At 69.6% G+C, this 12,332-nt stretch carries 10 protein-coding genes; 4 read left to right on the top strand and 6 right to left on the bottom strand.

Going from position 1 to position 12,332, the window contains the following annotated elements; genetic code table 11:
- The first annotated feature begins 84 nt into the window (after nucleotides 1-84).
- On the top strand, nucleotides 85-711 hold the full coding sequence (locus ACYVOM_RS24480) for a TetR/AcrR family transcriptional regulator (protein WP_460305826.1): 627 nt from the start codon (nucleotides 85-87) through the stop codon (nucleotides 709-711).
- 10 nt (nucleotides 712-721) lie between these two features.
- On the opposite strand, the gene ACYVOM_RS24475 is transcribed toward ACYVOM_RS24480, so the two are convergent.
- Nucleotides 722-3,397 (bottom strand): family 78 glycoside hydrolase catalytic domain, encoded by a 2,676-nt coding sequence (locus ACYVOM_RS24475; RefSeq protein ID WP_460305825.1) that lies wholly within the window; start codon nucleotides 3,395-3,397, stop codon nucleotides 722-724.
- A gap of 215 nt (nucleotides 3,398-3,612) precedes the next feature.
- On the opposite strand from ACYVOM_RS24475, the gene ACYVOM_RS24470 reads away from it, so the two are divergent.
- The 3 genes from ACYVOM_RS24470 (at nucleotide 3,613) to ACYVOM_RS24460 (ending at nucleotide 6,664) form a co-directional block, all read left to right on the top strand.
- On the top strand, nucleotides 3,613-5,076 hold the full coding sequence (locus ACYVOM_RS24470; protein WP_460305824.1) for an MFS transporter: 1,464 nt from the start codon (nucleotides 3,613-3,615) through the stop codon (nucleotides 5,074-5,076).
- 94 nt (nucleotides 5,077-5,170) lie between these two features.
- Nucleotides 5,171-5,404, top strand: a complete 234-nt coding sequence (locus ACYVOM_RS24465; RefSeq protein ID WP_460305823.1) for a hypothetical protein — start codon at nucleotides 5,171-5,173, stop codon at nucleotides 5,402-5,404.
- Nucleotides 5,405-5,671: 267 nt separating this feature from the next.
- Nucleotides 5,672-6,664: an alpha/beta hydrolase gene (locus tag ACYVOM_RS24460; protein ID WP_460305822.1), complete on the top strand. Its 993-nt coding sequence runs from the start codon at nucleotides 5,672-5,674 to the stop codon at nucleotides 6,662-6,664.
- Between the two features lie 325 nt (nucleotides 6,665-6,989).
- On the opposite strand, the gene ACYVOM_RS24455 is transcribed toward ACYVOM_RS24460, so the two are convergent.
- From ACYVOM_RS24455 to ACYVOM_RS24435, 5 genes are read right to left on the bottom strand one after another with little or no spacing between them, the layout of a single operon-like run.
- Entirely contained in the window at nucleotides 6,990-8,558 is a 1,569-nt protein-coding gene (locus ACYVOM_RS24455) for an FAD-dependent oxidoreductase (RefSeq protein WP_460305821.1), read from the bottom strand.
- A 47-nt stretch (nucleotides 8,559-8,605) separates the two neighbouring features.
- Complete coding sequence (locus tag ACYVOM_RS24450) at nucleotides 8,606-9,088, bottom strand: flavin reductase family protein (RefSeq protein ID WP_460305820.1); 483 nt, start codon at nucleotides 9,086-9,088, stop codon at nucleotides 8,606-8,608.
- Between the two features lie 40 nt (nucleotides 9,089-9,128).
- Nucleotides 9,129-10,280 carry an acetyl-CoA C-acetyltransferase gene (locus ACYVOM_RS24445; RefSeq protein WP_460305819.1) on the bottom strand — a complete coding sequence of 384 codons (1,152 nt, stop codon included), beginning with the start codon at nucleotides 10,278-10,280 and terminating at the stop codon, nucleotides 9,129-9,131.
- A gap of 41 nt (nucleotides 10,281-10,321) precedes the next feature.
- Nucleotides 10,322-11,119 carry an SDR family oxidoreductase gene (locus ACYVOM_RS24440; RefSeq protein WP_460305818.1) on the bottom strand — a complete coding sequence of 266 codons (798 nt, stop codon included), beginning with the start codon at nucleotides 11,117-11,119 and terminating at the stop codon, nucleotides 10,322-10,324.
- Nucleotides 11,116-12,300, bottom strand: a complete 1,185-nt coding sequence (locus ACYVOM_RS24435; RefSeq protein ID WP_460305817.1) for an acyl-CoA dehydrogenase family protein — start codon at nucleotides 12,298-12,300, stop codon at nucleotides 11,116-11,118. Before ACYVOM_RS24435 ends, ACYVOM_RS24440 begins: the two co-directional genes overlap by 4 nt.
- Nucleotides 12,301-12,332 lie beyond the last annotated feature (32 nt).

Here is a 12,332-nt window from a genome sequence, read left to right as displayed (position 1 = left end):
TTCCTTTCACGGGGGTGGACGCCCATCTAAAGCCAAGTATTACTCGGTTTTCAAGTCGGCGCCCGGACGGAGTACGTTTTCCTGGTGAGCACGCAGCAGCGCAAACCCCGCGGCCCCTACCGCAAGGGCATCGAACGGCGGAACCAGATCCTCGACGCGGCCTTGGAGATCTTCGCCGCCCAAGGGGACCGGGGCTCGTCGCTCCAAGAGATCGCCGACCGGGTCGGGCTCTCCCAGGCCGGCGTCCTGCACTACTTCGGTTCCCGGGAGGAACTGCTGCTGGCGGTGCTGGAACGCCGCGACGCCCTCGACACCGAGGGCGGCTTGGACGAGCGCAGCCCCGGCGACGCGGTGGCGAGCACCGTGCGGCACAACACCGACCAGCCCGGTCTCGTCAAGCTGTTCGTCGCCCTCTCGGCGGCCTCGGCCACCGATCCGGCCCACCACGCGCGCCCGTTCTTCGCCGAGCGCTACCGCGGCCTCACCGAGGCCGTCCGCCATGGCCTCGACACCGGGCAGCGATCCGGCGCCATCCGCACCGACGAGGACGCCGAAGAGATGGCACGTCTCCTCCTGGCCGTCAGTGACGGCCTCCAACTGCAATGGCTCCTGGATCCCACCACCGACATGGCTTCGCTGGTGGAGACCTTCAACCGCATGTGCCGCGCCATAGGCGGTTCCGCCGGGTCGAACGGCGCGTCGGAGGGCTGACCGGAACGGATCACCGGGTCCGCCTCCCGTGACCCTGGTGATAGGCGCAGGGGGCGGCGCAGGAGAACCGGTGCTCCCCGGGAGCGGCATCGATGGAGCGGCCGTCGGGCAGGACGACCATCGCGTCCGTGCCCGGCGGCACGGTGACCGCCAGCCGGAACACTTCCTCAGCGATCTCCCAGCGAACCGCGATACGGCCGTACGGCGAGTCGAGCTCCGCCTCCGCCCAGGCCAGGCCGCCACCCGGTCGCGGCCGGACCTCGAAGCGCCGGTAGCCGGGAGCGTCCGCGCGCGGCCTGAGCCCCGCCACGTAGCGGTGCAGGAAGGAGATGACCGCGCCCTTGCTGTAGTGGTTGAGCGAGGCCCGGGGCGTTCCGTCCTCCGCGATGCCCTCCCAGTCCTCCCAGATCGTCGTGGCGCCGCGGTCGATCATCGCCAGCCAGGACGGTGGCGTGTCCTGGAGCAGCAGGTCGTAGGCCACATCGAGGTGCCCCTCGTCGGCGAGCACGGGCAGCAGGTGCGGAGTCGCCAGGAATCCCGTGCCCAGATGGTTGCCGGCGGCGCGCACCAGTGCCACGAGCCTTGCCGCAGTGGCCCGGCGCAGTTCCGGCGGGACCAGCCCGAAGGCCAGCGCTCGGACGTGGGTGGCCTGAGTGTCGACGGCCAGACCGCCATCGGGCAGGATGAACTCGGTGCGCCAGGCCGTGAGAGTGCTCTCGGCCAGAGCCGCGTACCGCTTGGCGTCGTCACTCTTACCGAGGATGTCCGCGGACCGGGAGAGCAGGCGCGCGGACAGGTGGAGGTAGGCCGTGGCCACGGCGCCGTGGTCTTGGGCGAAGAAGGGGATCTCCTCTTCCCCATCCGGTTCCAGCCATTCGCCCCAGTGGAAGCCGGAATCCCACAGGAACCGCTCGTGCGGAAGGGGATCGGGACGCGCAGCGGCCCTTGCGGGAAAGCGTCCTTCTCGAGCCCGGCCGGCCGCGAACTCCACCCAGCGGACCATGGACTCGTACTGGTCTGCCAGGACGCGCGTGTCCCCGAAGGCGAGGTAGGTCTCCCAGGGCACGATCACCGCGGCGTCGCCCCATCCCGCGGAGCCGTTCATGTAGCGGTACAGCTCGTCGGCGCGCCGATCAAGTCCGGGCTCGGGAGCCCAGTTGGGCAGGCGGCCGTCCGGCCACTGGTCGGCGGCGAGGTCGCGCAGCCACTTGACCGAGAACCCGGCGACGTCGTAGACGAAGGCCGCGGCGGGAGCGAAGACCTGCCAGTCGCCGGTGAAACCGGCGCGTTCACGCTGCGGGCAGTCCGTGGGGATGTCGCAGGCGTTGCCGCGGAAGCTCCACACGGCTGCCTCGTGCAGCCGCTCAATCCGCGCGTCGCTGCACCGGAACCAGCCCGTGCGCCGGAAGTCGGTGTGCACGACCACGGCGCGCACGTCGCCAGGTGAGAGCTCGCCCGGGTGGCCCTCCACGCGGACGTACCGGAAACCGTGGGTGGTGTGCCGCGGTTCGAAAACGTCGCCGGGGCGGCCGGCCGATACCACCCTGTCCCGCTGCCCCACGTCGTAATGCGCCCCGGTAGCCGCGTCCTCGGCGGCCAGATGCCCGGTCGTGACGTCTCCGTCGGCTCCGAGCGCCTCGCCGTGGGTAAGGGTCAGGACGGTGCCGCGGGGGCCGAGATCGGTGAGCCGGACCCAGCCGTTGATGTTCTGCCCGAAGTCCACCACCTGCGCGCCCGAGCGCGTGGTCGTGATCGCCGCGGGCGCGAGCTCGGCGACCCTGCGAACCGGCGGCGCCGGGCTCGCCGTCAGTCTCGGCCAGGCTGCGTACAGGCCGCCATCGGCAGCGGTCGCCCAACCCCATCCTGCGGCTTCGAAGCCCGGTTCCGCCCATCCTTCGCACACGCGGCCGAGATCCGATTCCTGCCCGTCCATCAGGTCCGCGGCCACGATCTCCGCAGGCCGCGAACGCCAGCATCCGTCCGTGCCCACCGTGGTGACCACCCCGTCCTGCGCCTCGCTCCGCAGCTCCGCCAGAAGCGCCGTGCGCTCGCCGTAACCGTCGGGGATCCGGTGGAAGCCCGTCCGGCCGCGGAACCACCCGTCCGAGAGAACGGCTCCCAGGACGTTCTCACCGCGCCGCAGGAGCCCGGTGACGTCGAAGGTCTGAACGTGCAGGCGTGACCGGTAGGCGGTGAAACCGGGAGAGAGCTCGTGGTCGCCGACCCTGACCCCGTTGAGGAACAGCTCGTAGATCCCGTGCGCGGTCGCGTGCACCCGTCCGCGCAGCGGCACGTCGTCCAGCGTGAAGGTGCGGCGCAGCAGATGGGCGGGACGCCGCCCCGCCGCCGCGACGTCCTCTTCGGCAGGCTCGATCCACTGCGCCGTCCAGTCCCGCAGGGAGATCTCGAACGACGCGGGCTCGGACCAGTCGCTCTCCCCAAGATCAGTCCACACCTTCACCTGCCAGGTCACGCCACCGGGGTCCAGGGCCTTGCCGGGAAAGGGAACAAGCGTGCTGCACGCGCCCTCGATCCTTCCCGAATCCCCGTCGGTGGTGCGGATCCGGTAGGCGACCTGCCGGGAAGAGCCCGCCGGCAGCCACCAGGACAGACGGGGCTTCGCTTCGGCCACTCCGGCGGCCCCGTCGTCGAGGTGCTCGACGCGAAGTCGGGTCGGTCTGCTCATGTGGTCCCTCTCTGCGGGCTTCCGCAGCCCTGTGGCCGCGCGATTCGGGTGTGACGGCGACCACCCTAGTCTAAAGCCAAGTATTACTCGGTTTTAGATCTTTCACACAGTGCCACGGCGAGCGAACGCAGAGATGGCCAGAGCAAAACCCTAGTAATACTCGGTTTTTGCGATTAGTGTCCCCGGTCACGTAGCCCCACCCCAAGGAGCCCCCCATGACGTCCACTGCGACGCCGCCCCCCAAGGAGACCGAAGGCGCCGGATTCGGTCCGCGCCTGGCCCTGCTGCTCATCTCGCTGCTCTGGGCCGCCCAGCTGCTGTCGATCATCGGACTGCTCGCGGGCAACGCCCAGGCGGCGATCGCCGTCCACTTCCAGACCACCCAGATCGCCTGGTTCACTCTCGCCTCGGCCCTGGTCGGCAGCTTCATCACGCCGTTCGTCCTCAAGGCGGCCGACCTCTACGGCAAGAAGCGCGTGATGGTCGTCCTCACCGCGCTCGGCCTCGTCGGCGACCTGGTCGCCGCGCTCGCCACCTCCTACGAGATGCTGCTGGTCGGCCGCGCGGTCGCCGGGTTCTACGCCCCCATCGTGGCGCTCGTCTACGCGATCACCCGAGACGTCTTCCCGCCCCGCCTCGTCGGCCCGGCGAGCGGCTTCATCGGCGGCGGCATCGGCCTCATCGCCCTCGGCGGCCCGTTCCTGTCCGCATGGCTGCTGGACGGCCACGGCTTCCGCGGCGTGCTGTGGTTCCTCGTCGTCGCCACCGCGCTGAGCCTGCTCCTCCTGCTCGTCTTCGTGCCCGAGAGCCCCGTCCGCGGCGAGCGCACGCCCGTCGACTGGGCCGGCGGGCTGCTGCTGGGCGGCGGTCTCACCTCGACCCTCTACGGCATCGGCAAGGGCACCGAATGGGGCTGGACCGACACAGGCACGCTCGCCTTCCTCGGCGGAGGCGCCCTCTCGCTCGTCCTGTTCGTCCTGGTCGAGAGCAAGGTCGCCCATCCGCTCTACGAGCTGTCGATGCTCACCCGCCGCCCCGTCTGGTCGGTCTTCCTCGCCGCCTCGATCCTCGCCGGCACCGCGTTCTCCGCCGGAACCGTCAACCAGCTCCTCGCGCTGATGCCGAAGATCCCGACCGTCTCCGACGGCCTCGGCTTCACCGCCACGAAGGTCGCGCTCATCGGCGCCCCCGCGAGCATTCTCATCGTCGTGGTCGCCGTGTCGGTCGGCGCCCTCGCCCGGCGTTACGACACCCGCCTCCTGCTGGCGGTCGGAGCGCTGTGCTCCGCGGCAGGACATGCGCTCCTGTCGGTGTTCCACCACACCGAGACCCAGCTGATGCTCGTCGGCGCCCTGTCCGCCATCGGGATCGGGATGATCGCCGCCCTCGTGCCCATCATGGTCATCGAAGCGGTCTCCCCGCACGAGCAGGCACGGGCGAACGGCATGCAGAACATGATCCAGGGCGTGTTGCTCTCCCTGGTGACCCAGCTGATCTTCGTGGTGCTCGCCCAGGACGGCACCGTCATGCAGGGCACGCAGTTCTACCTCGACGCGGGCTACACCCACGCCTTCCTGCTCGCCGCCGGCTTCTTCGTCGCCGGCCTCCTGTCCATCGCCCTCATCCCCCGGATGAAGACCCTCGACCAGGCCGAGACCGGCCAAGCCACCGCCGGCTGAACAGACCGCGGGCCTCGGCCAACCGATTCCCTGACCGGCCGGGGCCCGCGCCCCACCCTCGTGCGCTACCGCGGAATCGGAGAACGAGCACACCATGGTGCAGAACCACGGGTTCGGCGGAAGCACCGACCGCGACCTCGTCCAGTACGCAGACAGACTCCTTCATCCCTTTGCACCGGCGATCGCCGCCTTCCAGACCGGATCGAACGACTACGTGGGCCTCACAGGCACGGACGAGGAGATGGCCGCCGCCGCCCTGATAGCAGGCAAGAAGAAGATTTCGAGACCTTCCACAAGGCGCTGCCGCGCAGCCGGTTCATCGTCATGAGCGAGACACCTTGCGGGCCTCTGGCGGGACCTTCGCCGAGGACTTGCGAGCCCAAGGACGGACAGCGGAACTGACCTGCGCGTCGGGGACCTCGCACGGCCATCTGAACCGGCCGGAGAAACCGGGGTTCCGTCGGAGCATCGAAACCGTCCACGCGTGGCTGTCCTCCCGCCCCTAAAACCGAGTAGAACTAGCTTTTTGATGGACGAAGAATCATGCTCCCCGGGCGCACGCTGCGACCTGCGCCACCGATGACGATTGGAGCTGGTGACCGTGCCCAGCCGAGCTCATGACTGGCTCACCCGCATGTTTCTGAAGGAACGCGAGGAGGCTTCTGCGCCGACTCCCCTCGAAGTAGAGCGCACACGGATGGAGCACCTTGCCACGCTGGTGGCCGTGCCTCCCGGGGTCCGGGAGGAGGCGGTCGTGGAATTGCCCGGTTCCTTGCTGCTCACACCGCCGGACCCGCGTGACGATCTTCTGATCCTCTTCATCCACGGTGGAGGATTCCGGGTAGGTACGCCCGGAAACGACAGGGCCGCCGCGGGTCTCCTCGCCCTGCGGACCGGAGCCCGGGTTCTGTGCCCCAAGTATCGTCTGGCTCCCGAGAATCCCTATCCGGCCGGTCTGGACGATTGTGAACGCGCGTATCTGTTCGCCTGCGGGCTGCTGCCGAACGCCCGCATCGTGGTAGGCGGAGGATCCGCCGGGGCGGGTCTGTCCGCGGCCCTGCTGCTCCGTCGCCGGGACGCGGGTGACCAGCGTCCACTCGCGGGCCTGCTGTTCTCGGGGACCTTCGATCTGCGTCTCGAACACATCGCCGACGTCGAAGGCACATGGGTGCGGAACGCCGCCACCGACCTCGTCCTCACTCCAGAGGGCGGGCGCACTATGAGCGCGGACTACGCGGGTGTCGGCGACCCGAACGATCCAGGCATCTCGCCGCTGCGCGCCGATCTGACAGGACTGCCACCACTGCTGATCCACGTCTCCGGCACCGAGTTGCTCTTCGATGACTCGCTGCGCTTCGCCTCGCGAGCGGGTCAAGCCGGAGTGGAGACGGTCCTGGAGATCTGGCCTGGAATGCACCATGCCTGGCAAGCGATGGCAGGAATGCTCCCCGAGGCGATCGAATCCGTCGAACGCGCCGCCGAGTTCGTTCTCCGCGTCGCCGATGGACGCGTCGTCGGCGGCGGAGCGCTCACGGACCTGCCGGAGGTCATGAGCCTGCTCGAACAGTCAGATGCCGCCCACCCTTGATCTGTAAGGCGGGATTCCCCCATGTCGCCGAAGAACGTGCCGTCCTCGCGATTGCCATCTCACTCGCCATGAAGCCCGGACGCGGTGTGGTCAAGGATGGTGCACCAGCCGCCCAGGGCAGCATGGTCCGCAGCGTGCATGATGGCTCGCGCTCATAAGGGGCTCGGTTCGTACTCGCCCGCCAGCGGCATGATGATTTCTTCCTTTCCTTGAGTTCCCGGGCCCCCTGTCCGGACGGAACGGCAAACGCGCCCAGGCCGTCCGAGGAGACCGCGGTGCCCTTGTGGGGTGCTCCCGGTGAACGGGAGCACCCCACAAGGGCCAGTCATGATGCTTCGGAGAGCAGGCGCCGGGCGGCGCGGTATCCGAAGACCATGCCGGACCCGAGGGGGGTGCCCGGGCCCGGGTAGACGCCGCCGGCTACGGATGCGGCGGAGTTCCCGATGGCGAACAGTCCGGCGATCGGGGTTCCCGAGTGGTCCAGGACCCGGGCGTCCCGGTCGGTCCGCGCGCCGCCCTTCGTTCCGAGGTCGCCGAGCACGATCTGCACCGCGTGATAGGGGCCCTCGTCGAGGGGAACGAGGCAGGGGTTGGGGCCGTCACCGGTGGCGAAGAAGCGGTCGAAGGGGTCTTCGCCTCGGTGGAAGTCCTCGTCGGTGCCGGTGGCGGCGAACCGGTTGAACCGCTCGACGGTGGCGGCGAGGGTCCCTGCAGGGACGCCGATCACCGTGGCGAGCCCATCGAGGGATTCTGCCGTACGCCACAGGCCCGCCTCCTGGAACTCGCCCGGGGCGGGCGCCGGCTGCGAGGTGGCGGGGAGCTCATCGAAGCGGCCGTCGAAGACGAGCCACGCCGGGATGTGCGAGACGCCGCCGGCCCGATGGGCGCGGTGGATCTCGTGACCCAGCCTGTCGTAGGGCAGCGACTCGTTGGCGAACCGCTCTCCGGCGGCGTTCACCAGGATGCCGCCGCGCAAGCCGAGGGTGAACGCGGCCCTTCCGTTGGGGAACAGCGTCGCGGGGCACCACCATGCCTCGTCCATGAGGTCGACATCGGCCCCCACCGCGACCGCGGCCGCGAGGGCGGCACCGGTGTTCGATCCGGGTGCCGCGGAGGTCCACTGGCCGGTGGGAAGGCCGTGGTAGCGAACGCGCAGAGCGTCGTCGCACTCGAACCCTCCAGCGGCAAGAATGACTCCGCGGGAGGCGCCGAACCGCACGGCGCCGCTCTCGGTCCGGGTGGCGACTCCGGTCACCCGCCCTTCCTCGACGATCAGCCCCGTCATCTCGACGCCGGTGCGCAGATCGACGTTGCCGGTGGCCTCGGCGGCCAGGAGGAGTCGTCCGATCAGGGCCTGGCCTCCGATGAGGTTCTCGCGGTCCTGGGGAACATCGAACTGGTCGATGCCGATCGGCGGGCGCAGGAGCGGGAGCCATCGGCCCAGGTCCGCGGCGGGAAGCATTTCGGGCATGATCGCCCGTCCCCCTTCGGCGCGGCCGGGGAGCGGGAAATAGTCAGGAAACGGCAGGAAGGCGAACTTCAGGTACGGGTCCCGCTCCAGGAACTCCACGAGCTCCGGTCCGGTCCCGATGTAGGCGTCCTGGAGGGTCTGCGGAGTCCGGTCGCCGACCAGGGCGTGGAAGTACTCGGCCCCGCGTTCGACGGTGTCCTGGACTCCTGATCGGGCCAGCACCTGGTTGCCGGGCAGCCAGATGCCCGCGCCGGAATAGGCGCTCGTTCCTCCGAAGAAGGGCGTCTTCTCCAGGACGAGGGTGCGCAGGCCGTTCTTCGCCGCCGTGTAGGCCGCGGTGAGGGCTGCGCCTCCCGAGCCGACGACGATGAGATCCGCCATCTGGTCGAAGCCGCCTGGTTCGAGATTCTGTTCGGGGTCCACCGGCACTGCAAACTCCTCGGGTCGGGGTGGATGAAATGGCGCACGGCTTACGGGGTGAAGGTCCCGTAGCCTCCTTGGAAGAACAGCAGTGGAGCCGTGGCGTCGAGCACCGCGAGGTCGCGGACCGCGCCGAGCACGATGTCGTGGTCTCCTGCGGGAACGGTTCCGGCGACGTCGCAGTCGATCCAGGCCAGGGCCTTGTCCAGCACGGGGGACCCGGAAGGCGCCCCGGTCCAGCCGATCTCGGCGAACTTGTCGGGGACCTTCGAGGCGAAGGTGCGGCAGAGGTCCTCCTGGCCGGAAGCGAGGACGTTCACGCAGAACGACGACGAGGTCCGCAGCTTCGCGTAGCTGGCGGACGTCCTGCTCGGCAGGAACGCCACGAGGGGCGGATCGAGCGAGACCGACGTGAAGGAGCCCACGACCATGCCCGTGGGCGCTCCGTCCTCGGCGATGGCGGTGACGACCACGACCCCCGTCGGATAGTGGCCCAGGACTTCGCGGAAGCGCCGGGCGTCGAAAGCGCTCATCGTCTCTCCTGTCGGGACGAGTGTCTGGGGGAGCATGCGGTCAGAGCCGCTCGATGATCGTGACGTTCGCCTGGCCGCCGCCCTCGCACATGACCTGGAGGCCGAAGCGAGCGTCGCGCCGCTCCAGCTCGTGCAGGAGCGTCGTCATGAGCCTGGTGCCCGTGGCCCCGATCGGGTGTCCGAGGGCGATGGCCCCGCCGTTCACGTTGACCCGTGCGGGGTCGGCTCCCGTCTCGCTGGTCCACGCGAGGACCACCGACGCGAAGGCCTCGTTGACCTCGAAGAGGTCGATGTCGTCCACCGACAGCCCCGTCTTCTCCAGGGCTCTGCGGGTCGCGGGGATCGGAGCGGTAAGCATCCATACGGGGTCGTCGGCCAGGACGGACAGATGGTGGACACGCGCGCGCGGGCGCAGGCCGAGGTCCGAGACGGCGCGTTCGGAGGCGACGAGGACGGCGGACGCTCCGTCGCTGATCTGGCTGGCGACCGCGGCCGTGATGCGCCCGCCTTCGGCGAGCGGCTTCAGCGCCGCCATCTTCGTCAGATCGGTGTCGCGTCTGGGCCCTTCATCGGTGGAGAGGCCGCTGATCGGAGCCGTCTCGGCGGCGAAGCGGCCCTCGTCGCAGGCGGCGATCGCCTTGCGGTGACTGTTCAGCGCGAAGGCCTCCATCTCCTCGCGCGTGATGCCCCACTTCTCGGCGATCATCTCCGCTGCCCGGAACTGGGAGATCTCCTCGTTCCCGTAGCGCGCGGTCCAGCCTCGCGACTCGGCGAAGGGAGTGGTGAAGCCGAACTGCTCGCCCACCGTCATCGACGTGCTGATGGGGATGGCCGACATGTTCTGCACCCCGCCGGCCACGATCAGATCGGCCGTCCCGGACATGACGCCCTGCGCGGCGAAGTGGACGGCCTGCTGGCTCGAACCGCACTGGCGGTCGATGGTCACGCCCGGCACGTGTTCGGGCAGTCCGGCCGCCAGCCATGCGGTTCGGGCGATGTCTCCGGCCTGCGAGCCGACGGTGTCATTGCATCCGAAGATCACATCGTCGACCTTTCCGGGGTCGACTCCGGTGCGTTCGACGAGGGCCGCCAGGACGTGAGCGCCGAGGTCGGCGGAGTGGATCGCGGCGAGGGCACCGCGCCGCCGACCTACCGGCGTGCGGACCGCGTCGATGAGATAGGCCTCGGCCATCTTGGTCTCCTTGTTCAAGCGAGGGCGGTTCGATCGAAGGTTCAGGGGTGTTGGCTGCTGGCCGAGACGACTTCGCCGGTGAGGTAGGAGGAGTAGTCGCTGGCGAGGAAGACCATGACGTTGGCGATCTCCCACGGTCGGGCCGCCCGGCCGAACGCCTCCCGGCCCTTGAGCTCGGCCAGGAAGTCCGCCGTGGTGACCTTCTCCAGGAAGGGGTGCATGGCGAGGCTCGGGGACACCGCGTTGACCCGGATGCCGTGCGGAGCCAGGTCCATGGCCGCCGAGCGGGTGAGCGCCATGACCCCGGCCTTGGCCGCCGCGTAGTGGGCCTGGCCTTCCTGGGCGCGCCAGCCGATGACCGAGGCGTTGTTGACGATGGCGCCGCGCACACCCGCCTCGACCATGCGCTTTCCGGCGGCGCGCAGGCAGCGGAAGGTGCCGGTGAGGGTGATGTCCAGGACCCGTGACCACTGCTCATCGGTCATTTCCAGCAGAGAGACGGTGCCGCCGAGCCCGGCATTGTTGATCATCACTTCGACGCCGCCGAAGGGTTCCGCCGCGTCGAGGAGAGCGGCGACCTGATCCTCGTCGGTGACGTCGCACGGCACGGCGGCCACCCGCTCGGCGCCGAACTCCGCGCCGAGCTCGTGCAGGGCGTCCTTCAGCCGACGCTCGTGCGTGTCGCCCAGCACGACGGCCTTGGCCCCCTCCTCAAGGCAGCGCCGCGCGGCGGCGGAGCCGATGCCCGCCCCGGCCGCGGCGGTGATGACGACCGTCCGGCCCGTGAGCAGGCCGTGTCCGGTGACGTAGGCGGGGGACGGCTGTTCTGGCTTGGTCATGGCCGGGCCTCTCGGGGAAGGCCGAGCACGCGCTCGGCGAGGATGTTGCGCTGGATCTCGTTCGAGCCGCCGTAGAGGGTGTCGGCGCGGCTGAAGAGGAAGAGGCGCTGAAGGTCGTCCAGTTCGTAGGGCGCGTGGCGCACCGTGAGCGCCGCCGCCCCCGCGACGCGCATCGCCAGCTCGCCGAGCCCGCGATGCCAGGTCGCCCAGACGAGCTTCGCCACTGACGCCTGCGCGGGCCCCTGGGCGTCCGGGCCGCTTCCCGAAAGCGTCCGCAGGGCGTGCAGCCGCATCAGGTCCAGGCCGATGCGGGCTCGGGCGATCCGGTCGCGCACCAGCGGATCTTCGATGGCGCCGTTGGTCCGGGCGAGTGCGATGACCGCGTCCAGTTCACGGGCGAAACCGACCTGCTGTCCGATCGTGGAGATGCCGCGCTCGAAACCGAGCGTGGCCATGGCCACCTTCCATCCGTCTCCGGACTCGCCGACGACGAGGGACGCCTCGGTCCTGGCTCCGTCGAAGTAGACCTCGTTGAACTCCGAGGTGCCGGTGAGCTGGATGATCGGCCGGACGTCGACGGCGTCCTGCCGCATCGGCACCAGCAGATAGGACAGTCCGTCGTGCCGACGCGACCCCGGAGTGGTCCGGGCGATCAGGAAGCACCAGTCGGCGTGGTGGGCGAGTGAGGTCCAGGTCTTCTGGCCGTCGATCACCCAGGAGCCGCCGTCGAGGACCGCCCGGGTGGAGACCGACGCCAGGTCGGATCCCGCGCCGGGTTCGGAATACCCCTGGCACCAGAGTTCCTCGACCGTGACGATCTTCGGAAGGAAGCGCGCGCGCTGCTCATCGGTGCCCAAGGCGATCAGCGTGGGTCCGAGAAGCTCCTCACCGAGATGGTTCACCCGTGCCGGAGCATTGGCACGGGCGTACTCCTCGTGGAAGATGATCTGACGGCGAAGGCTCAGGCCGCGCCCGCCGAACTCTTCCGGCCAGCCCAGGCAGGTCCAGCCGTGGGCGCCCATGTGGCGGTCCCAGGCGAGGCGCTCGTCGAACGCCTCGTGGTCGCGTCCGGTGCCGCCGAGCCCGCGCAGCTTGGCGAACTCACCGGTCAGACTGGTCTCCAGCCAGTCTCGGACCTCACCGCGGAACTTCTCGTCCGCGGCGGAGTAGGTCAGGTCCACTCGGCCCTCTTCCTCCCATGGCGCGTCCCGAA

This window comes from Actinocorallia aurea, from assembly GCF_054783995.1.
The sequence above is the reverse complement of the archived record's forward strand: the minus strand, read 5'-3'. Positions and strand labels throughout refer to the sequence as shown.